22 protein-coding genes are annotated in these 21,012 nt (G+C 71.8%); 11 read left to right on the top strand and 11 right to left on the bottom strand.

Annotated features, from left to right (window positions below; translation table 11 throughout):
- Positions 1-126 precede the first annotated feature (126 nt).
- From ACI2K4_RS21090 to ACI2K4_RS21055, 8 genes are all read right to left on the bottom strand, one after another.
- Complete coding sequence (locus ACI2K4_RS21090) at positions 127-885, bottom strand: type III pantothenate kinase (RefSeq protein WP_404513391.1); 759 nt, start codon at positions 883-885, stop codon at positions 127-129.
- Between the two features lie 30 nt (positions 886-915).
- Positions 916-1,821, bottom strand: a complete 906-nt coding sequence (gene nadC / locus ACI2K4_RS21085; protein WP_404513390.1) for a carboxylating nicotinate-nucleotide diphosphorylase — start codon at positions 1,819-1,821, stop codon at positions 916-918.
- On the bottom strand, positions 1,818-3,503 hold the full coding sequence (locus ACI2K4_RS21080) for an L-aspartate oxidase (protein ID WP_404513389.1): 1,686 nt from the start codon (positions 3,501-3,503) through the stop codon (positions 1,818-1,820). Before ACI2K4_RS21080 ends, nadC begins: the two co-directional genes overlap by 4 nt.
- Before the next feature lie 87 nt (positions 3,504-3,590).
- Positions 3,591-4,493: a septum formation family protein gene (locus ACI2K4_RS21075; protein ID WP_404513388.1), complete on the bottom strand. Its 903-nt coding sequence runs from the start codon at positions 4,491-4,493 to the stop codon at positions 3,591-3,593.
- Between the two features lie 169 nt (positions 4,494-4,662).
- Positions 4,663-5,094: an aspartate 1-decarboxylase gene (gene panD / locus ACI2K4_RS21070; protein WP_404513387.1), complete on the bottom strand. Its 432-nt coding sequence runs from the start codon at positions 5,092-5,094 to the stop codon at positions 4,663-4,665.
- Positions 5,094-5,972 carry a pantoate--beta-alanine ligase gene (gene panC / locus ACI2K4_RS21065; RefSeq protein ID WP_404513386.1) on the bottom strand — a complete coding sequence of 293 codons (879 nt, stop codon included), beginning with the start codon at positions 5,970-5,972 and terminating at the stop codon, positions 5,094-5,096. The genes panD and panC overlap by 1 nt, the downstream gene beginning before the upstream one ends.
- Before the next feature lie 118 nt (positions 5,973-6,090).
- On the bottom strand, positions 6,091-7,086 hold the full coding sequence (locus ACI2K4_RS21060; protein ID WP_404513385.1) for a Rossmann-like and DUF2520 domain-containing protein: 996 nt from the start codon (positions 7,084-7,086) through the stop codon (positions 6,091-6,093).
- A gap of 214 nt (positions 7,087-7,300) precedes the next feature.
- Entirely contained in the window at positions 7,301-8,593 is a 1,293-nt protein-coding gene (locus ACI2K4_RS21055; RefSeq protein ID WP_404513384.1) for a phytase, read from the bottom strand.
- A 54-nt stretch (positions 8,594-8,647) separates the two neighbouring features.
- Between ACI2K4_RS21055 and ACI2K4_RS21050 the strand changes: the two genes are divergently transcribed.
- Complete coding sequence (locus ACI2K4_RS21050; RefSeq protein ID WP_404513383.1) at positions 8,648-9,679, top strand: SAM-dependent methyltransferase; 1,032 nt, start codon at positions 8,648-8,650, stop codon at positions 9,677-9,679.
- A gap of 11 nt (positions 9,680-9,690) precedes the next feature.
- Here the strand turns inward: ACI2K4_RS21050 and ACI2K4_RS21045 are convergent, their stop codons facing one another.
- Entirely contained in the window at positions 9,691-11,691 is a 2,001-nt protein-coding gene (locus ACI2K4_RS21045) for an ATP-binding protein (RefSeq protein ID WP_404513382.1), read from the bottom strand.
- Positions 11,681-12,391, bottom strand: a complete 711-nt coding sequence (locus tag ACI2K4_RS21040; protein WP_404513381.1) for a response regulator transcription factor — start codon at positions 12,389-12,391, stop codon at positions 11,681-11,683. The genes ACI2K4_RS21045 and ACI2K4_RS21040 overlap by 11 nt, the downstream gene beginning before the upstream one ends.
- Positions 12,392-12,514: 123 nt before the next feature.
- Here ACI2K4_RS21040 and ACI2K4_RS21035 point away from each other — a divergent pair, with 123 nt between their 5' ends.
- The 7 genes from ACI2K4_RS21035 (at position 12,515) to ACI2K4_RS21005 (ending at position 17,294) form a co-directional block, all read left to right on the top strand.
- Complete coding sequence (locus ACI2K4_RS21035) at positions 12,515-13,201, top strand: hypothetical protein (protein WP_404513380.1); 687 nt, start codon at positions 12,515-12,517, stop codon at positions 13,199-13,201.
- The gene (locus ACI2K4_RS21030) at positions 13,188-14,348 is read left to right on the top strand and encodes a peptidoglycan-binding protein (RefSeq protein WP_404513379.1); all 1,161 of its coding nucleotides are present in this window, start codon (positions 13,188-13,190) and stop codon (positions 14,346-14,348) included. The genes ACI2K4_RS21035 and ACI2K4_RS21030 overlap by 14 nt, the downstream gene beginning before the upstream one ends.
- Entirely contained in the window at positions 14,345-15,037 is a 693-nt protein-coding gene (locus ACI2K4_RS21025) for an ABC transporter ATP-binding protein (RefSeq protein ID WP_404513378.1), read from the top strand. The genes ACI2K4_RS21030 and ACI2K4_RS21025 overlap by 4 nt, the downstream gene beginning before the upstream one ends.
- A gap of 32 nt (positions 15,038-15,069) precedes the next feature.
- On the top strand, positions 15,070-16,287 hold the full coding sequence (locus ACI2K4_RS21020) for an ABC transporter permease (RefSeq protein WP_404513377.1): 1,218 nt from the start codon (positions 15,070-15,072) through the stop codon (positions 16,285-16,287).
- 76 nt (positions 16,288-16,363) lie between these two features.
- Complete coding sequence (locus ACI2K4_RS21015; protein ID WP_404513376.1) at positions 16,364-16,786, top strand: hypothetical protein; 423 nt, start codon at positions 16,364-16,366, stop codon at positions 16,784-16,786.
- Positions 16,783-16,983 carry a DUF6186 family protein gene (locus ACI2K4_RS21010; RefSeq protein WP_404513375.1) on the top strand — a complete coding sequence of 67 codons (201 nt, stop codon included), beginning with the start codon at positions 16,783-16,785 and terminating at the stop codon, positions 16,981-16,983. Before ACI2K4_RS21015 ends, ACI2K4_RS21010 begins: the two co-directional genes overlap by 4 nt.
- Before the next feature lie 143 nt (positions 16,984-17,126).
- Positions 17,127-17,294, top strand: a complete 168-nt coding sequence (locus ACI2K4_RS21005; protein ID WP_404513374.1) for a hypothetical protein — start codon at positions 17,127-17,129, stop codon at positions 17,292-17,294.
- A 39-nt stretch (positions 17,295-17,333) separates the two neighbouring features.
- On the opposite strand, the gene ACI2K4_RS21000 is transcribed toward ACI2K4_RS21005, so the two are convergent.
- Positions 17,334-18,083, bottom strand: a complete 750-nt coding sequence (locus ACI2K4_RS21000; protein ID WP_404513423.1) for a prepilin peptidase — start codon at positions 18,081-18,083, stop codon at positions 17,334-17,336.
- Between the two features lie 840 nt (positions 18,084-18,923).
- Here ACI2K4_RS21000 and ACI2K4_RS20995 point away from each other — a divergent pair.
- From ACI2K4_RS20995 to ACI2K4_RS20985, 3 genes are read left to right on the top strand one after another with little or no spacing between them, the layout of a single operon-like run.
- Positions 18,924-19,430: a hypothetical protein gene (locus ACI2K4_RS20995; protein ID WP_404513422.1), complete on the top strand. Its 507-nt coding sequence runs from the start codon at positions 18,924-18,926 to the stop codon at positions 19,428-19,430.
- Entirely contained in the window at positions 19,424-20,353 is a 930-nt protein-coding gene (locus tag ACI2K4_RS20990; RefSeq protein ID WP_404513373.1) for a hypothetical protein, read from the top strand. The genes ACI2K4_RS20995 and ACI2K4_RS20990 overlap by 7 nt, the downstream gene beginning before the upstream one ends.
- Positions 20,350-21,012 carry an SAF domain-containing protein gene (locus ACI2K4_RS20985; RefSeq protein ID WP_404513372.1) on the top strand — a complete coding sequence of 221 codons (663 nt, stop codon included), beginning with the start codon at positions 20,350-20,352 and terminating at the stop codon, positions 21,010-21,012. The genes ACI2K4_RS20990 and ACI2K4_RS20985 overlap by 4 nt, the downstream gene beginning before the upstream one ends.

Below are 21,012 nucleotides of genomic sequence, written 5' to 3'. Positions count from 1 at the left end.
CTCTTCCGACCCTGCGGCCGACGATCGCTGCGAACCTCGAACATCACAACCCCTGACACGATCAGGCGTTGCAACGATCCCTAGAACCCGAGCGCATAGCGTTAACAAGGGGCCCTTCCTTACACCTCAGGTGTTGCGTTCGTAGACCATTCGCAGGCCGATGAGGGTGATCATCGGTTCGTGGTGGGTGATGGTGTCGCACTCGCCGATGACCAGCGAGGCCAGGCCACCGGTGGCGATCACCGCCCGTACCTCGCCCAGCTCCTGCTTCATCCGCTCGACGATCCGGTCGACCTGCCCGGCGAAGCCGAAGTAGAGACCCGCCTGGAGGCACTCGACGGTGTTCTTGCCGATCACCGAGCGGGGCCGGGTCGGCTCCACCTTGCGTAACTGGGCGGCGCGGGCGGCCAGTGCGTCGAAGGAGATCTCGATGCCGGGCGCGAACGCCCCGCCGAGGAACTCGCCCCGGGCGCTGATCACGTCGAAGTTGGTGGTGGTGCCGAAATCGACCACGATCGACGGCCCGCCGTAGAGGCTGTGCGCGGCGAGCGTGTTGACCACCCGGTCGGCGCCGACCTCCTTCGGGTTGTCGATGGCGAGCTGCACCCCGGTCTTCACGCCCGGTTCGACGATCACGCTCGGTACGTCGGCGTAGTAGCGGGACAACATGCTGCGCAACGAACGCAACGCGGCCGGTACGGTCGAACAGGCGGCCACGCCGGTGATCTCCACCGCGTCACCGGCGAGCAGTCCCCGGAACTTCAGCCCCAACTCGTCGGCGGTGGACCGGGCGTCGGTCTTGATCCGCCAGGAGTGCACCAGTTTCTCGCCGTCGAACGTCGCCAGGACGGTGTTGGTGTTACCGATGTCGATGCAGAGCAGCATTCGTCAGCCCCGGAGGAGATCCGTACCCGATTACCGGCCGGAGTCCGCCGGCCGGAGGTCTAGTGCGATGTCCAAGATAGGCGACGAGTGGGTGAGCGCCCCAACCGAAAGGTAGTCGACCCCGGTGGCCGCGTACTCGGCCGCGACGTCCAGGGTCAGCCCGCCGGTCGCCTCCAGTTCGGCCCGGTCACCGACCACCGACACCACCTCGGCCAGCAGCTCGACCGACATGTTGTCGCAGAGCAGGAACTTCGCCCCCGCCTCGACCGCCTCGACCGCCTCCGCGACGGTGGTCACCTCGACCTGGACCGGGACCTCCGGGAACGCCTCCCGCACCCGCCGGTAGGCCGGCGCGATCCCGCCCGCGGCCAGCTTGTGGTTGTCCTTGATCATCGCGACGTCGTAGAGGCCCATCCGCTTGTTGGTGCCGCCACCGGCGCGTACCGCGTACTTCTCCAGGGCCCGCAGGCCGGGCGTGGTCTTCCGGGTGTCCAGCACGGTGCTCTTGCTGCCGGCGAGGGCATCCGCCCAGGCCCGGGTGTGGGTCGCCACGCCGGACATCCGGGTGAGCAGGTTGAGCGCGGTCCGCTCGGCGGTCAGCAACGCCCGGGTCGGGCCGGTCACCGTCGCCAGCACGTCGCCGCTGGTCACCCGGTCGCCGTCGTGGGCGGTGAGTCGCACCTCGACCGTACGGCCGCCAGACTCGTCGCCCACCAATTCGAACACGGCCCCAGCCACGGCCAGCCCGGCCACCACGCCACCGGAACGGGCGACCACGTCCACCGTGTCGACCTGCTCGGCCGGGATCGTCGCCGCGCTGGTCACGTCGACGCCGTCCGGTCCGAGATCCTCGTCGAGCGCGGCGCGGACGATCCGGGTCACCACGACCGGATCCAGTCCGGCGCTCCGCAGGGCGTCCTCGGTCGCGATCCTCACAGCGCCTCCCAGTTCTCCACCAGATCGCCGGCCGGTCCGATCGAACCGGCCAGATGGCCCCGCCACTGCTCGCTCACCGTCGGGAAGTCCTCCCGCCAGTGACAGCCCCGGGTCTCCTCCCGGGCGTACGCCGCCGCCACCAGCGCGGACGCCACGGTAACCAGGTTCGTCGCCTCCCAGCTCGCGGTCCTGGACGTGCCCCGGGTCGCACCGACCCCGGTCAACTCAATCGCTGTCCGTCGCAGCGAATCGGCCGAACGCAACACACCGGCACCCCGGGTCATCGCCCGTTGCAGGATTTCCCGGCTCTCCTGGTCCACCACCCAGCCCTCGCCGCCCTGCCACGCGCCACCGGGCGCCGGCTGGACCTGCGGCGGCAGGTTGTGCGCGATGTCGTCGGCGATCCGCCGGGCGAAGACCAGCCCCTCCAGCAGCGAGTTGCTGGCCAGGCGGTTCGCGCCGTGCACGCCCGTGCAGGCGACCTCGCCGCAGGCGTACAGGCCGGGGATGGAGGTCCGGCCGTGCAGGTCCGTACGGACACCGCCGGAGGCGTAGTGCGCGGCCGGCGCCACCGGGATCAGGTCGACCGCCGGGTCGATGCCGACCGCCAGGCAGGAGGCGACGATGGTCGGGAAGCGCTGGTTGAGGAACTCCGCGCCGAGGTGCCGGGCGTCGAGGTAGACGTGGTCCGCGCCGCTGGCCAGCATGACCCGGTGGATGCCCTTCGCCACCACGTCCCGGGGCGCCAGCTCGGCCAACTCGTGCTGGCCCACCATGAAGCGCTTCCCGTCCGCGTCGACCAGGTGGGCGCCCTCGCCGCGCAGCGCCTCGGAGACCAGCGGCTGCTGGGCTGCCCCGAGCACGCTGGTGGTCTCCGCCGGGGTGATCAGGGCGGTCGGGTGGAACTGGACGAACTCCAGATCGGTGACGGCGGCGCCGGCCCGCAGCGCCAACGCCACACCGTCCCCGGTGGAGACCGCCGGGTTGGTGGTGGCCGAGAAGACCTGTCCCATCCCGCCGGTGGCGAGTACGACCGCGCGGGCCAGGATCGCGCCGACCCCGTCCTCGCTCCCCTCGCCCAACACGTGCAGGGTGATGCCGCAGGCCGGACCGGGTGCGTCGCCCCAGCCGGGGGCCCGCAGCAGGTCGAGCACCAGCGCGTGCTCGACCAGCCGGATCCACGGGTCACGGCCGACCGCCTCGTGCAGTGCCCGCTGCACCTCGGCCCCGGTCGCGTCGCCCCCGGCGTGCACGATCCGGTTGGTACGGTGACCGCCCTCCCGGGTCAGCATCAGCGACCCGTCGGCGTTCCGGTCGAACTGGGCGCCGATCCGGATCAGCTCGCGCAGCCGGGTCGGGCCCTCCTCCACCAGCACCCGGACCGCGTCGGGGTCGCAGAGCCCCACCCCGGCGACCTCGGTGTCGTACGCGTGCGCGGCCGGGGTGTCGAGTGGGTCGAGCACGGCGGCGATCCCGCCCTGGGCCCACCGGGTGGAGCCGTCGTCGATATTGACCTTGGTGACCACGGTGACGTGCAGGCCGGCCTCCCGCAACTGGAGCGCGGCGGTCAGTCCGGCGATGCCCGACCCGACCACCAGTACGTCGGTGGTCTCCACCCAGCCCGGCGCGGGCGCGGCGAGCAACGGGGGCAGCACCGGCAGTTCCAGGGTCGGCAGACGCATCAGCACAGTCAACCCCGCTCGATCGACGGACCGACGCCGGGGGGCCGCGAGGGTGATCTGGAACCGATCGAGCGCCGGACCCGAACCTCAGCGCGGAAGGGGAAGGGCGGCGAGACCGCCACCCTTGACCGAGCGGCTGACCGTGCCCTTGTTGTAGAGCCAGAGGTAACAGCGCACGCCCCGGTCGCCGGCCTGCCACCGCTCCCGCTGGGTCGGCAGCACCCGCAGCCCGGAGCGGTAACGGAGGTTGACGTCATCGGGCGCGCCCACGTACGCCGACACCAGTTTCCAGCACTCGTCGTAGAACCGGACCCAGTCGGTGTCCTTGGTCGGGAAGGCGATGTCCGGCGCGTTCCACACCCCGACGAACTCGCCGTTGTGCGGCTTCGCGCAGTCGACGGCGGGCATCGCGGTCAGCCGCAGGTCCGGTGCGCTCTCGATCGAGTAACAGCCCAGGTGCAACGGGTTCGGGGAGGTCAGCGCCCCGCGTACGCTCCCGGTGCGGGTCACCACCTCGCCGTTGAACTCGACGTTCGCCACCTCGGCGATGTCGCACCTGTACCACCGCGCACCACCCGTCCAGGCCACCGGGGAGGGAAGCGCCACCGCCAGCCGGAGGCGGCCTCCGCGCCACTCGTTGCCGACGTATTCCCGTGCTTTCCCGTCGCATTCGCCGAAGGCGGCACGAATCTCCGGTGACCCCTCCGGCGGCGGGGCGGCGCGTTCGGCGGCTCCCGCGAAGGTGCCGACGTGTACGGTCTCGGAGCGGTGCGGCGTACCGCAGTCGACCGGTTCGTACGCGTCCAGCGGGACCGCGTTGGCCGGGTCGGCGCCGTGGCACGCGCCGAACGTCGGGGTCCAGGTCCGGGGCTGTGCCAGTGGTGCCCAGTCGTCGACGAGTGAGCCGTCGATCCCGGCCGGTTGACCGCACCCCCCGAGCAGCAGACCCGTCACCCCGGCCACGGCAAGTACGCTCCACCAACGACGCATCGCGTCCCTCCCCCGGGGCGACACCAGTATGGACGGCTGAGACATAGCGTAGCCGTCCGACGCCTCTGCGTCGCCTCACGGAAGGGTGTGACCGGTTGCCGATCCAGGTCGACCGGCCGGTCGGGCGGCTCAACGGGAATCCGCCAACGGGTCGCCCCGAACCAGTAGCTCAGCGGGGATCCGCCACCAGGTCGCCCCGGACCAGTAGTTCGTCAGCCATACCGGCGGCCACCCCGGCCGGGTCCGCACCCAACTCGACCACCCGGTTCTCCGCGTCCACGTGCACCACCCGGGGCCGGTACGCCCGCGCCTGCGCGTCCTCGAACTGCCCGTACGCGATGATGATGACCAGGTCACTGGGGTGCACCAGGTGCGCGGCGGCACCGTTGATGCCGATCACGCCGCTGCCCCGCAGACCCGGGATGACGTACGTCTCCAGCCTGGCCCCGTTGGTGACGTCCACAATGGCCACCTGCTCCCCCGGCAGCAGGTCGGCGGCGTCGAGCAGATCCTCGTCGATGGTCACCGAGCCGACGTAGTGCAGGTCGGCCTGGGTGACGGTGGCGCGGTGGATCTTCGACTTGAGCATCGTGCGGAACATCAGATCTCTTCCTTCGAACCGTGGAACCGGGAGGGGGTTTCGGCGAGCCGTACGGCGATGTTGTCGATCAGTCGGGTGCTGCCGACCCAGGCCGCGACCAGCATCCTGGCCGGGCCGGAGACGGGTCCCGGGGCCAGCTCCGGGTCGGTCAGCACGAGGTAGTCCAGCTTGGCGGTCGTACCGTGGGCCTGGAACGCCCGGTTGGCGGCGGCCAGCGCGGCGGCCGGACCGAGCCCGTCCGAGGCGGCGGTCGCGCCGGCCCGGAGTGCGGCGGAGAGACTCAGCGCGGTTAGCCGCTCTTCGGGCGACAGATACCGGTTACGGCTTGACAGGGCCAGTCCGTCCGGTTCGCGTACCGTCGGCACTCCGACGATCTCCACCGGTACGTCGAGGTCGCGGGTCATCTGCCGGACCAGGGTGAGCTGCTGGTAGTCCTTCTCGCCGAAGAAGGCGAGATCCGGACGGACGAGCTGGAGCAGCTTGAGCACCACGGTCAGCACGCCGTCGAAGAACCCCGGCCGGCTGGCGCCCTCCAACTCGGCCCCGAGCGGCCCCGGGGCGACCCGGACCAGCGGCTCGCCGTTCGGGTACACCTCCTCCCGGGACGGGGCGAACACCAGGTCCGCCCCGGCGGCCCGGCAGATCTCCAGGTCCGCGTCGAAGGTGCGGGGGTACCGGTCGAAGTCCTCGTTCGGCCCGAACTGGAGCGGGTTCACGAAGATCGTCACGACCAGGTGGTCGGCCCGCTGGCGGGCCGCGCGCAACAGCGCCTCGTGCCCGCTGTGCAGCGCGCCGAGCGTCATCACCACCGCGACCGAGCCCGGCAGCGCCGCCCGCGTCCGCGCCAGCTCGTCCCGGGTACGTATCACCTCGGTCATGCCCGCTCCTCGCTCCCGTACGGTGCCGGACCGCCCGGCACGTCGACCGTCCGCCAAGCCACGCCCACCGGCCGTCGCCCCACACCAACCGCCCGCCGGACCACGCGCACCGGGCGTCTCACACCGACTGGCGCTGCTGGTCGGCCAGTACGCCGAGCAGCGACACCGCGTCCACCGGCCGGAGCCGACCGGCCGCGATCGCCCGGTCGGCGGTCCGGCGGGCCAGCGCCAGGTAGGTGGCGACCGACTCGGGCGCGGTGGTGGCGAGCCGGTCCAGGTGCCGGGCGACGGTGCCCGCGTCGCCCCGGGAGACCGGCCCGGTCAGGGCCGCGTCACCGAGCCGCAGCGCGTTCTCCAGGGCGGCGTGCAGCAGCGGGGCGAGCACCTTCTCCGGCGTCGCCACGCCCGCGTCCCGGAGCCGGTCCATCGCCTCGTTGACGAGTGTGACCAGGTGGTTCGCGCCGTGGGCGAGGGCCGCGTGGTAGAGCGGGCGGTCGGTCTCGCCCACCCACTCGGGCACCCCGCCGAGGTCGGCGACGAGTCGGGCGGCGACCGCCCGTAGCTGCGCCGGGACGGTCACCCCGTACGAGATGCCGGGCAGTCGGGCAAGGTCGTCGGCGGTGCCGGTGAAGGTCATCGCCGGGTGTACGGCGAGCGGCCGGGCACCAACCGCGACGGCCGGCGCCAGTACGCCGAGCCCGTGCGCGCCGGAGGTGTGCAGCACGAGTTGGTCGGGACGCAGCGCACCGGTCTCGGCCAGCCCCGCCACCACGGCGGCGAGCGCGTCGTCCGGGACCGCGACGATCACCAGGTCGGCGCCGGAACGGGCCACCTCGGCGGCGGGCAGGTTGGCGGCACCGGGCAGCAGTTGCCCGATCCGGGCCTTGGCGGCGACGGAGACACCGGAGGCGGCGATCACCCGGTGGCCGGTACGGGACAGCGCGGCGCCGAGCACCGCCCCCACCCGACCGGCGCCGATCACGCCGACGGTCATCAGTCGGGGAACGAACGGGCCTCCGGCGGGTGCCGCCGCGATGGCGGAGCCGCGGGGCCGGGCAGCCGGCGCGGGCGCCCCGAGCTGGGCAGCCGCACGCGGGCGCGACGATGCGCTCATAACGTCGATCCAGTCCTCGATAAGTGGTACCGGTCGATCGCAAGTATGCGCCGGAACGACGGATCCACGACAAGCATGTGTGAAAACCTTCACCGCCCCGACGACGGCCGGGTACGCGTACCCGCCGAGGCCGGGGGTGAACCGCCGCCGGCAGTGGCGGCGCTCACCCCCGGGTGGCTCGCGGGAAGTGGCCCGACGGGTACGCGACGGCACGTCAGCGGCGCAGGAAGCCCGCGTCGAGGAACTTGAAGTTGGTGTTCGCCCGGACCTCGCCCTCGCCGTCGGAAACCTCCGGCGTGTTCTGCCCGTCGTGCACCACCAGCAGCCCGCCGGGGTAGCCGGGCAACGGCGTGGTCACCACGGCGGCACCGTCACATTCCTGCACCTGGTCGAGGGGCTGCCCGCCGGGGGCCTGGTAACCGGCGGTGAACCGGCCGAGCGGCCGGTTGGTCCGGCGGTCGTAGGTGAAGAACGTGTTGTCACCCTGGCTCGACACCACCAGGGTCCCGTCGAGCCGGCCGGTCCGGTAGATGGTCAGGCCCTCCACGTCCGCCGCGATCCGACCACCGAACCCGGGGTCGGCGGCGTAGTCCACCACGCAGTCGTCCTCCGCCGGGTCGAACGCCGCCGGTACGCCGAACTCGCGGGTCCGCTCGACCGACTCCGGCCGACCCTGGAACCCGTGACCGGTCACCCGTACCCGCCACAGGCCGACGGTTTCCTGGGCGAGGTAGGCGACCCCGGTGGTGGGGTCGACCGTCATCCCCTCGACCTGCGGCCCGTCGCCCGGGTCGGCGCACGGTGCCCAGTCGGTCCCGTCGGGCAGGGTGAACCGGGCCGGCAGGGTCAGCCGGTCGACCGGCCGGTAGGTGACCCGGTCACCCCTGGTGACCAGGCGGAAGATGCCGACCTCGGGCGTGCTGCGGCGACTCACCAGGACGTACGTGCCGCCGCTGTCGGGGTCGGTCCAGGTGGCCAGCCCGTACCCGGTTCGCTGCTCGTTGACCTCGGCCTGGTCCCGGCTGAAGACGTACGGCACGTCCGGCGCGGTGACGTCGGCCAACCGCCGGCCGGTCGGATCGATCCGGTAGAACCGCAACCGGTCCCGACCCCGGTCGCTCACCACCGCCAGGTCGGCCCGGCGACCGCCGAGCCGGAAACCCTCGACCAGGTCCACGTTGTTGAACCGGCCGGGTTCGTCGTCCGGGCCGGGCGCGGGTGGGGTGGCGATCGACTGGCGTTCACGACCGCGCAGGTCGTAGACCCGTAGTCCGCCGTTCTTCGCGGTGGCGATCACCAGGCTGCCGGCCCGGTCGGTCGGGTTGAACCAGATCGCCGGGTCGTCGGCGTCCGCGTCTCCGCCCGCCTCGTCGTCGTACAGCGGCGGGGTCTCGACCACGGCCCGGACCGTGCGCGTGCCGGGCCCGTCGCCGGGCGCCGCGCCCGCCGGGGTCGCACCCAACAGCAGCGGTACGGTCAACGCGGCGGGAATCAGAATTCGTCGCATGCCCGCCGACCGTAGGGTCTGTAGCGTGACGCCCCCTGAACGATGGATGAACTGATGTCGATGACCTGGCGGGCGGCGATGGAGCGGGCCCTCTACGGCCCCGGCGGGTTCTTCGTGACCGGTCCGGGTCCCGCCGCCCACTTCCGGACCAGCGCGCACGTCACCGACACTCTCGCCCCGGTGGTGCTACGCCTGCTGACCAGGGTGGACGCGGCGCTCGGTCACCCGCAGCGGTTGGACGTGGTGGACATCGGCGCGGGCCAGGCCGAACTGCTGCTGGCCCTGGCCGGGCTCGCCCCGGAGGACCTGAGTCGGCGGCTCCGGCTGACCGCGGTCGAGCTCTCCCCCCGCCCCGGGTCCCTGCCGGCGTCGATCGAGTGGCGGGACCGCCCGCCGGCCGGCGTGGTCGGGCTGCTGATCGCGACCGAGTGGCTGGACAACGTACCGCTGGACCTGGCCGGTGCCGGGCCGGCGGGCTGGCACGAGGTACGGGTGGACCCGTCGACCGGCACCGAGTCCACCGGCGCCCCCGTCACCGGCCCCGACCTCGACTGGCTCACCCGGTGGTGGCCGGCGCCGCCCGCCGAACCGGCCCGGCCGGCGGTGCCGGCGCCCGGGGCGCGAGCCGAGATCGGACGGCCCCGGGACAGCGCCTGGGCCGAGGCGGTGGGCACGATCAGCCGTGGCCTGGCGCTGGCGGTCGACTACGGCCACCTCCGCGCCGACCGCCCGACCGGCGGCACGCTCACCGGTTTCCGGGCCGGCCGTCAGGTGCCACCGGTGCCGGACGGCTCCTGCGACCTCACCGCGCACGTCGCGATCGACTCGGTGGCGACGGCCGGGGAGGCGGTCGCCGGGATGCCGTACACGCTGGTCGGTCAGCGGGCCGCGATGCGGGCGCTCGGGGCCGACGGCAGCCGACCACCACTCGCCCTGGCCAGCACCGACCCGGCCGGGTACGTCCGCGCGCTCGCCGCCGCCTCCCGGGTGGCGGAGTTGACCGAGCCCGCCGGGCTGGGTGGGCACTGGTGGCTGCTCCAACCGGTCGGACTCGACCCGACCGGGCTGCTCTCCGAGCCCCGCTGAACATCTCCCGCTCAGCCTGGGGCCGCGCCGGTGCGTGCTGCGGCCCGGTCGGCCGGGAGCAGCAGGGTGAAGACCGATCCCCGGCCGAGCACGCTGGTGGCCGAAACCGTGCCGCCGTGCGCCTCGACCAGCTTGCGCACGATGGGCAGGCCGAGCCCGCTGCCGCCGGTCTGCCGGTTACGCGACTTCTCGGCCCGCCAGAACCGCTCGAAGACCCGGGGCAGGTCATCTTCGGCGATCCCGGAGCCGGTGTCGCTGACCGCTATCCGCAGTCCGTCCGCGTCGGTGCCGGCGCGGATCGTCACGGTGCCACCGGCCGGGGTGTGCCGTACCGCGTTGGTGACCAGGTTGCCGACGGCCTGGCGCAACCGGACCGGGTCGGCGTACACCTCGGGGTCGGCCTCGACCCGGCTGGTCAGGGTGACACCCGCACGGTCGGCCCGAGCCTGGTTCGCGCTGAGCACCTGGGACAGCAGGTCGGCGACGTAGACCTGCTGGTGGTGCAGCCGCAGCTCACCCGCGTCCGCCGCCGCCAGGTCCTGTAGGTCGTCGATCACGTGCTGGAGCAGCATCGCCTCCTCGAGCAGCGACGACATCAGCTTGCGATCCGGGGCCACCACCCCGTCCTCGGCCGCCTCCAGCCATCCCCGGATGTTGCTGACCGGGGTACGCATCTCGTGCGCGACGTCACTGACCATCGCCCGGCGCAGCTCCTCCAGCCGCTCCCGCCGGGCCGACATGTCGTTGAACACCATCGCGAGCCGGGCGATCTCGTCACCGCCGGTCACCTTGACCCGGGCCGAACCGTCCCCGTCACGCATCCGCTGGGCGGCACCGATCAGCGCGCGCAGCGGCCGGACCATGCGTACCCCGGCCAGCACGGTGACGCTCACCGTCACCAGCAGGACCAGGCCGGTGACCCCGGCGATCCGGGCCCGGTTGGCCGGCGACAGGTCGAAGCCGGTCGGGGCCTCGTTTCCCGGGGTGGTGACAAAGAGCAGCGCGGCCGGCGCGACGTACGGGGTGAGCTGTTCCCGGCGGCTGCTGCCGAGGCACTCGCCGACCGAGCGATTGTCGTCCGGGTTCGACCGGACCGACTCGCCATCCGGGGGGACCGGGGCCGATTCGGCGCCGCCGCGAGGACCCGGCGCGGCGCCGGCCGCGCGATCACCGCCATCAGCGGCACGATCACCGCTAACGGCCACATGGTCATCCGTCTCGGAGGCTGCCGGGAGCCAGTTCCAGGTCTGGTCCAGGTTGAGTCGCACTGCCGGCACCCCGCGCCGGACCAGGCAGGTGTTCAACAGAGCGTTGAGCTGGCCGAGCGCCTTGCTCTCGGTCGGCGTGGGCACCGCCAGGTCGGCCCGTACGGAGAGGCAGGCGATGCTCGCCGCCAGATCGGTACCGGACGCCTCCACATCCGGTCGCCCGCTCGGCCGCTCGACCAACCCGGCGTCGACGCCCATCCGCTGACGCAGGCACACTGCCGACCGGTCGGCGAGGGTACGTAGCCGTGCCCGCTCGTCCTGCGGGAGCAGGAACGGTCCGACCGCCCGGGGGTCGACCCGGTCGGCGGCGGCGTACGGTGCGAACGCGGCGTCGACCGCGAGCGGATCGATCGTCGCCGAGGCGTTCGCGGGCAGGGGGTCGGCGGTGACGGCGTCACTCCCGGTCGCGCCGGACCCGGTCGCGCCGCCGGTGGTCGAGTCGGCGATCGGCGTACGGTCGTGTCCGGTCAGGGTGATCCGGCGGCCGGTCTGTTCGGCCAGGTCCCGTACCGTGTCGCCGACGCCGTGCCAGTCCGGGTGGGTGGCGGCGTAACCGAGCAGGGCGTCGTAGATCCGGGCGTCGTCCACCAGCGCCCGCCCCTGCTCCTGCCGGATCGCCCCGGTGGTGGTGCGCGCCGAGAGCCACGCGGTGGCCGCGATGGAGCAGATCGAGACCAGGGCGGAGAGCGCCAGCAACCGCAGCAGAAGGCTTCGCCGCCACGGGAACCTCGGTTCAGCGGGCACGGTCGGACCCGTCACCGGCGTCGGTCAGCTTGTAACCGACGCCGTACACCGTGATCAACCGGCTCGGCCTGCGCGGATTCGGTTCGATCTTCTTCCGCAGGTTCATCACGTGTACGTCCACCGTCCGGTTGGTGATGTACCGGTCGAAACCGTGCAGGTGGCCGAGCAACTGCTCCCGGGTGAAGACCCGACCGGGTTGCGCGGCCATCGCGTGCAGCAGCGCGAACTCGCCCGGGGTGCAGTCGACCTGACGACCGTCGCTGCTCACCTCGTGCCGCGCCGGGTCGACCCGCAGCGCCCCCACCCGCAGCACCGGGTCGTCCGGCGGCCGGTTGCGCTGGCTGCGCCGCAGCAACGTACGGACCCGGGCGACCAGTTCCCGGGGGCTGTACGGCTTCGTCATGTAGTCGTCGGCGCCGAGGTCGAGTCCGAGCAGCAGGTCGTCCTCGGTCGACCGGGCGGTCAGCATCAACACCGGCAGGTCGGACTCCCGCCGCAGGATGCGGCAGACGTCCAGCCCGTCGACGGTGGGCATCATCACATCGAGCACGAGCAGTTCCGGCGGTTGCCGGCGGACCTCGTCGAGCGCGGCCCGGCCGTCCCCCACGACGACCACCGAGTGCCCCTCGCGCTCCAGGTAACGGCGGGCCAACTCGGCCTGTTTCTCGTCGTCCTCGGCGACGACGACGTGTGCGCACATGGCCCGACTTTAGGGCCCACCGAACCCCCGGTGCGCTACCGGAAGGCGCTGGTGAGCCGGGCACCACGGGACGGCTACGGGTTCCTGACAGGTTCCTCACAACTGCCGGCGAGGCTCGGCCGCATGTCGATTCCCGTCTTCCGGCCCGCCGGCCCGGCCCGTGCGGCCACCCGGCCCGGCACCTTCGGCCGCCGGATCGTCCGGCTCCCCGTCCTGCGTACCGCCGCCGTCCTGCTCACCTGCGTCGTGCTCAGCGCCTGTGGCGGTGCCAAGACCGAGACCAAGAGCTCCGGCGGGTCCGGTGAGATCGCCTCACTCGTCACCTCCAGCCCGACGAACTCCGCCTCCGGCGGGCAGAAGGCGGCCGACACCGGCCGACCGCAGTTGCGCCTGGACATGTCGGAGGAGGAAGAGGAACGGCTCTGGACCCTGTACAACATCTGCCTGCGGGACCACGGCGTAGCGGTGATCCGGCGTGGTGAGGGCGAGCCCGGCGCCGTCAATCCGGACGGGTCACTCAACCCGCTCTCGATGGACCAGAGCGGCGAGCCCAAAGAGGCGTACGTGGCCTGCGCGAACAAGCTGCCGCTGCAACCGCCGGAGTTGGACCCGGACAAGAACCCGGAGTACGCGGACCAGTGGAACGACTACATCCGCTGCCTGCGTGGACGCGGCATCAAGATGCACGCCACCTCGCCCGGCAACGCGACCTGGGATGACGACGTGAACGACGACCCCGGAGCCCCTCAGCTAGACCTGGCGAAGATCGAGAAGGAATGCACGTTGGAGGTCTTCGGTGGCAAGAAGTGACGACGCCGGGGCGGTGGGGCGGGCCGAGGGGCCGAACGGGTCGCGGCCCGGCAGCGGCCGGAGGGGGCTGCTCTGGACGCTGACCCTGCTGGTCGCGGGCGGACTCGGCGCGGGCGCGGTCGTACTGGCCAGTCGGGGTGGGGCGGCCGGCGAAGCGGCGAGCACCGCGCCGACCGCACAGATGATCAAGGTCACCAGGACCGATCTCTCGGAGAGCCAGTCCCTGCCCGGCACCCTCGGTTTCGGCCCCGAACTGCTCGTGAAGGGCGCCGGGACCGGCATCGTCACCAAACTGCCCGAGGTCGGCGCCCAGATCACCCGGGGCAAACCGATCTACTGGGTGAACGACGAGCCGGTGCTGGTCCTCTTCGGCGACACCCCGTTCTTCCGCACCCTGGACAAGCCGGGCACGCAGGGCAGTGACGTGAAAATCCTGCTGGACAACCTGAAGGCACTCGGCTACGCCACGGGCACCCAGCCGAGGCCACCGAAACAGCCGAAGAAGTACGGCCCACCCGCCGCCACCTTCACCCCGGCCCTGGTCGCGGCGCTCAAGAAATGGCAGCAGGAGACCGGCATGGAGCCGACCGGCACGCTCACCGTCGGCCAGGTGGTGGTCCTGCCCGGGGCGGTACGGGTCGGCGCGGTCAAGGCCCGGCCGGGCACCGAGGTCGCGAACGACCTGCTCGGGGTGACCAGTACGGCCAAGGCGGTGACCGTGCCGGTGGCCGCCACCTCGGTGAACACCGTCACCGTCGGCGCGTCCGTGACCGTCGTCCTGCCCAGCGGCACCGAGGTCCCGGCGAAGGTGAACTCGATCAGTCACCTGGTGCAGGACGACCCGTCGGGTGGCGCGGCGGGGCAGGCGGGGCCGCCCAAGGTGGACGTCACCGTCACCGCGGTCAAGGCGGCCGACGTGGCCGCGATCGACGCCGCGACGGTCCAGGTCCGCTTCACCACCGCGACCCGGAAGGGCGTGCTGGCGGTCCCGGTCGGCGCCCTGGTGGCACTCCGTGAGGGTGGTTACGCACTCCAACTCCCGGACGGCACCCTCACCGGGGTCGAGACCGGGATGTTCGCCAAGGGTCTGGTGGAGGTCAGCGGGTCGGGCGTGACCGAGGGCCTGGAAGTGGTGAGCGCCTCGTGAGTCCGATCCTGGTGCTGGACGTGGATCGGGTGGTCAAGGCGTACCCGGGCGGGGTGACCGCGCTCGACGACGTCTCGCTCTCGGTGCGGCAGGGCGAACTGCTGGCCATCCTCGGACCCTCCGGCTCCGGCAAGTCGACCCTGTTGAACATCATGGGCACCCTCGACCTGCCGAGCAGCGGCACGGTACGGGTCGGCGGGCAGGACGTGACCGCCCTCCCCGACCGCCGGCTCTCCGCGCTGCGGGGCCGCTGGCTGGGTTTTGTCTTCCAGCAGTTCCACCTGACCGACGGGTTGAGCGCGACCGAGAACGTGGCCACCGGGTTGCTCTACGCCGGGGTGCCGCGACGCCAACGGCGTCCGCTGGCCCTGGAGGCGCTGGACCGGGTCGGCCTGGCCCACCGGGTACGGCACCTGCCGCACCAGCTCTCCGGCGGGGAACGGCAGCGGGTGGCGATCGCCCGCGCCCTGGTCAACCGACCGGCGCTGGTCCTGGCGGACGAGCCGACCGGGGCCCTCGACACCGCGAACGGGGAAGCCGTACTCGCGTTGCTGACCAGGTTGAACCAAGAGGGGACCACCATCGCGGTGATCACCCACGACCGCGACATCGCCGCCCGGATGCCCCGTCGGGTGGAGATCCGGGACGGCCGGATCGTGGCGGACACCCGGAACGGGGGCGAGCAGTGAGATTCGTCGACTCGGGCAGTCGGACCGCACCGGTGGATCCGTCCTCCCCGGCACCGGTGACACCGGTACGGCTCTCGCCCGGTGACGTACTCCGGCTCGGGCTGCTCGGTGTGCGGACCCGGAAGATGCGGGCGGCGCTCTCCGCCCTGGGCATCTCGATCGGCATCGCCACGATGATCATCGTGACCGGCATCCCGGCCTCGAGCCAGCAGGCGGTACGGGACCAACTCTCCGCACTCGGCACCAACATGCTCCGCGCCCAGCCGGTGCCGGACCAGGATCCGCCGGTCCTGTTGCCGCCGGAGTCGGTCGGGATGGTCAGTCGGATCGGGCCGGTGACGAGGGTGAGCGCGGTCGCCAACACCCACGCGGTGGTACGCCGCTCCGATCTGGTCGACCCGTTCGACGGCTCCGGCCTGACCGTCCTGGCGAGTCGGAACGACCTGCTGGAGGCGGTGAACGGACGGGTACGCACCGGCCGGTTCCTCGGTCCGGCCAGTGCGGAGTTCCCGACCGTGGTGCTCGGTTACCTCGCCGCGAGCCGGCTCGGGATCACCACGCTGGTGCCGGGGCAGGAGCCGCCGCAGGTCAGCATCGACGACCACTGGTTCACCGTGATCGGCATCCTCGACCCGATGCCGCTCGCCACCGACCTCGAACGTTCGGTGCTGGTCGGCTGGGAAGCGGCGCGTACGGTGCTCGGCTTCGACGGGCACCCGACGGTGATCTACGTGCAGGCGCGCGAGGACGCGCTGGAGGACGTACGGGCGGTGCTGCCGGCCGCGCTCAACCCACAACTGCCCGGCCTGGTGCAGGTCTCCCGGCCCTCCGACGCGCTCGCCGCCAAGCGGGTCACCGAGAGCGCCCTCTCCGCGCTCTTTGTCGGGCTGGCCGGGGTCGCACTCCTGGTCGGCGGCATCGGGGTCGCGAACACCATGTTCATCTCGGTGCTCGAACGCCGCCGCGAGATCGGGTTACGCCGGGCGCTCGGTGCCAACCGGGGTCAGGTCCGGGGCCAGTTCCTCACCGAATCCGTGGTGCTCTCCACCCTCGGCGGCGTCGCGGGAACCCTGCTCGGTGTGGTGGCGACCGTCGGTTACGCGAGCTACCAGGGCTGGCCGCCGGTCGTCCCGGTGCTGGCGGTGGCCGGGGGAATCGGTGGGGCCCTGGTGGTCGGGGTGGTCGCCGGGGTCTATCCGGCCATCCGGGCGGCCCGACTCACCCCGACCGAGGCACTGGCCACGGTATAAACGGCTCGCCCAGTTCCACACGATCGCCCGCGTGCCGGATGGGGACAAAGGGGGAATAACACAGCATCCTAAGGGGATGCATCAGACGGATCTGGACACAGCCGAGCCGCCGGTTGCCGACACGGTCGGCTCACTCGTCAGCCGAGCGGCACCCACTCTCGCCGCCACCATCGCCGCGTACGCGCTGGTCGCCGCGATAGCCCGGCCCCTCACCCTGCCCGCCGCCGCCGTGGTGCTCGCACCCGGACTGGCCCTGGTCTGGTGGGGGGCCCGGCGGGTGCCGAGCCGCTCGATTGTGGCCGGACGAGCCACCGCGATCGCCTGGTACGGACTCGGTGGGGTCTTCTGCGTCTGGGAACTGGTCGCCCTCTTCACCGGCAACGATTCGGCCCATCCGACACTGAGCATCCTGGCCGACCCGTTCCTCGACACCTACCCGGGCCGGGTCGCCGGTTACGTCCTGTGGTTGAGCACCGGCGCCTGGCTGGTCACCCGATGACCGCCCGGGCCGTACTCGTCGCCGGCTTTGTCGTCATCTTCGCCGTCATGCTGCTGGTCGACCTCGCCGGGCGCCGCCCGAACAGTGTGGTCGCCCCGCTCGGCAACGCCCTGATCGCGGCGATGCGCACCGGCACCGGGCGGCTGGTCGTACTCGGCACCTGGCTCTGGATCGGCTGGCACTTCCTGGCCAGATAGCACCACACCGGTCCGCCCTGTTTGCCGGCCTTCCGGACGGGAAGCCAGCGACTCGTCAACACGTCAGCGACCGGACACGACACACCCTGTCATCCGAACTCCCTGGGCCGGACGAAACGGCCGATCGCCCCATCGGAGGAAAGATGCCCGTTTTTGTCAAGAAAGTGTTTGCCTGGGGAGGGCTGGCCTTCCTGATCTTCTTCATCGCGTTCCGACCGGACAGCGCCGCTCACACCGCCAAGACCCTCGGGGGCGGCTTCATGCTGATCGCCCAGGGCTTCGGTGACTTCCTCACCAGCCTGATGACCTGACCCGGTCAGTCCTCCCAGCCAGGACGAACTCGACCCCGCTCAGGCCAGAGCGAGCGCGACAAAGCTGCCCAGGATGAGGAACGGCCCGAACGGCAGGTGACCGGACCAGCGCACCCGACCGGCGGCGAGCAGGACGAGGCCGGTGAGCGCCGCAGCGGCAAATGCCACCATCAGCCCGAACACGACAAACGACCAGCCCAGCCAACCCAGTACGGCGGCGCTGCTCAACACCAGCTTGGCGTCGCCGAGCCCGAAGCCGCGCCGGCCCAGCAGCAGGGTCGAGGCGGCGAAGACCAGGGCCACCGCAGCCCCGGCGACCAGCGCCCGCAGCCAGTCCGCAGCACCCTGCCCCGGACTCCCGCCCGATCCCGCCCCGCCGGACCCCGTTCCAGGGGTGAGCGTCGCGAGACCGAGCAGTGCCCAGGTACCGAGGGCCGCCGGGTAGGTCAACCGGTCCGGCAACCGATGGACCGCCAAATCGACAAAGAGCAGCGGCACCGCGCAGAGCGCCCACCAGGCGAAGGCGACCGTCTCCACCGCCGGCCGGGCGGGCACGACCAGCACGCCGATCGCCGCGACCAGGGCCAGCTCGACGGCGAACGGCGCGGCACCGATCCGACGGCCGCAGCCGCCGCAGCGAGCGAGCGGGGAGAGCGCGCGCAGTGGTCCGTCCGGGCCGATCGGCGTACCGCAGGCGGCACAGGCGGTGCGGCGGGCGTCGCCGGGCGGCACCGAGTCGGCCGCGACGATCCAGCGGAGCAGCGGGGCGATGGTCGCGGCGGCGAGCAGTCGCGGCGGCCAGCCGGGCTTCGACCAGCTCCGCTCCGGGCGCGACCCACCGTCCGGACACTCCGGACCATCCGGGCTCTCCGGACCGGGGCGGCTTTCCGTCAGCGACACGAGAACCTCCGTACGAGGGTGGCGGGACCGGACAGAAGCCGATCTTCGGCAACACGTTCCGTAGTTTCTTGATCAACCAGGAGCGATCTTCGATCGAAGATCGTCGGCCCACGCCGACCCGCGCCGGGCCCGCCGAGCGCAGCGCGCCCGAGCGTCGGCGAGCCGCGCACCACCCCCCGAACCCGGGGTACGGAAACGGCCAGATCGCCGCCATCCCCCGTATATCGCAGTGCATCCGTACGTGCATCAGCACGGGCAGTACGACTCCACACCCCCGGAAGGGATCGTGGATCGGGATGGAACGTATCGACTTCCATCAAAGAACCCCTACGGCTATCAGATCGCGAGTTGGTGACCGTACGTGTTCTCTCCAATTGCCCCTGTTGCATCGTCGGCGGTCAGCCTATGCTCGCCCCTTGGGTGACGTACAACCGTCGGACAAGAAGAGTCAGCCAACCGATCTGGAAGCGAATAACCCAAAAGCGGCAAGATCCAGTCAGATCTATATAAGTAAATTCCTTAACAGTGGCGACCGGCTCCGGCAAGAGCCGCGTACGCCCGCCGCGCCGTGCCCGTACCCCCGGGCGCAACACCTCCACCAGGCCAGATCGGGCAGGTTCGGCACCTCGGTGTTTCCGACGGCGAGCGACGGAAAGAGAGGGTAAACCGTTGCACGCACAGCGATTGGGCAGCCTCCCCGCCGTCCTCATCGCGATCGCGGCGGTCGCCATGGGCGCCGGCTGCGCGAAGGACCAGGATTCCGGCATACCGGCGTCACTCGACGCTCCGCCCGCCGCGACGGCCGATGCCGGCCCCGAGGCAGCCGCCGCGTCAAAGGCCGCCCTCGCCGCCTATGCCGGCTATCTCGACGCATCTCGCGAGGCCGAGAAAGCAGCGAACCCACTTCACCCGGCACTCAAGAAATATCTGGCCGACCCATTGCTGACCCAGGTCCGGCTGACCATTCGTGACGCGAAGGAGCACGGCGCGATGCGTACCGGCACGCTCATCTCCGATCCGAGGGTGACCGATGTCCGGCTGGACACCGTCCCGGCCACCGCCGAGATCCAGGACTGCCTCGACGGCACCGGCTATCGGCTGATCTACACCAAGGACAAGTCGGTGGTACCCGGCTCCGCCAGTGGCCGCTACCTGGCCACCGCGACCGCCACCCGCTACCCCGACGGGCGCTGGCTGATCAGCGCCGGCACCGCGCACCGGGACCAGCCGTGCTGACCCGCCGGACCGGTCCGCTGCGGCGAATCCTCGCGATCGGCGCGGTGGCGACGCTGACCCTCGCCGTCGGGCTCGCCGGACCGGCCGCCGCCGACCCGGGCGCCGTCTGTCCGCCGAACGCCACCAACTGCGATGTCTGGGACGACCTGCCGGGTGAACCGGGGACCGGCAACCCCGGGGGTGGCGGCGGCAACGGCGGCACGGCCCGCAAGTGCACCCGAAACGGCCAGCCGATGCGCTGTTACGACGAGGTGCTCGGTTGGTTCAACCAGTCCGACGGCTGCTACTACAAGCTCCAGGAGCCACAGCCCGAAGGTGTCCCGGAGGGCATGCAGTCGTACCTGCGCAGTTGCGGCGGTGCCGGCGGCGTCGGTGACCAGGTGCCGGTGGACCTGGCTGCCCCGCCGCCCGGCTTCGGCGCCGCACCGGACCCGGCCGACCTCGCCGCCGAGGCCCTGGCCAGCATCAACCTGTACGGGGTGAACGTCGGCATCGCCCCCGACCCGGGCGCCGGACCCGGCCTGGTCGGCCTGCCGATCTGGCTCTGGGCCAAACCGGGAGCCGACGGTTTCCGATCCACCTGGGGACCGATGCCGGGCGGGGCAGCCGACCGAGGGGTAGCGGTCTGGATCGAGGCGAACGTCGAGAAGGTCGTGTGGCACATGGGCAACACCGCCCGGATCACCTGCCTGACCAGGGGGGTGGCGTACGAGGACGCGGCCAACAAGACCGGCCCGCCGCCCTGCGGCTATGCCGGCTACCCGAAGCCCAGCGGCCCCGCCAAGTACGGCGTCAAGGCCGTCAGCACCTGGAAGGTGACCTGGGGTGTCGTCGGCGGGGAATCAGGCGAACCGATGTACACGACCCGGGAGAGCGACACGGTCGCGATCGAGATCGACGAACTTCAGGTGGTGACCCGGTGACCGTCGCACCGACCCGAAACGCTTCCGGACCGGTCGACGCGCCGGTGGCGCCGCCGAAGGTGGTCCGGCAGAGACGCATCCGCCCCGGGCTGCTCGGGCTGGCGGTCTTGCTGGTCGCGCTCGGTGGCCTCGGCTCCGCCTTCGCGATCACCTCGGTCCGGTCCACCGGCAGCTACCTCGCGGTGGCCCGACCGGTCGCGGTCGGGGCGATCCTGACCGCCGACGACCTGGCCCGCGTCGAGGTTGCCGGCGGGCAGGGGCTGACGCCGGTGGCGGCGAGCCGGATGAACGAGGTTGTCGGCAAGAGAGCCGCCGTGACGCTGACCCCGGGCACCCTGCTCACTCCCGGACAGTTCACCGACCAACCGCTACTCGCGCCCGGACAGCAGCAGGTCGCGATCAACCTCCGGGTCGGTGCGGTACCGGCCAAGAAGCTCCGCCCGGGGGACAAACTGCTGCTGATCGCACTGCCGGACGCGAACAAGACCACCGGCGCCGAGACGCCGGCCACCCGTTTCGAAAGTACCGTGATCGACTCCGCCGTGCCGGACACCAGCAGCGTCGTGCTCTACCTCGCACTCGCGGTCAGGGACGTGCCGGCGGTGGTCGCGCTCGGCGCCAGCAACCGGATCGCCGTCGTACTGACCTCGGCGGCCTGA

It is taken from the genome of Micromonospora sp. NPDC050397 (assembly GCF_044901685.1).
Taxonomy (GTDB): domain Bacteria; phylum Actinomycetota; class Actinomycetes; order Mycobacteriales; family Micromonosporaceae; genus Micromonospora_G.
This window is presented reverse-complemented; position numbering and strand designations above follow the sequence as displayed.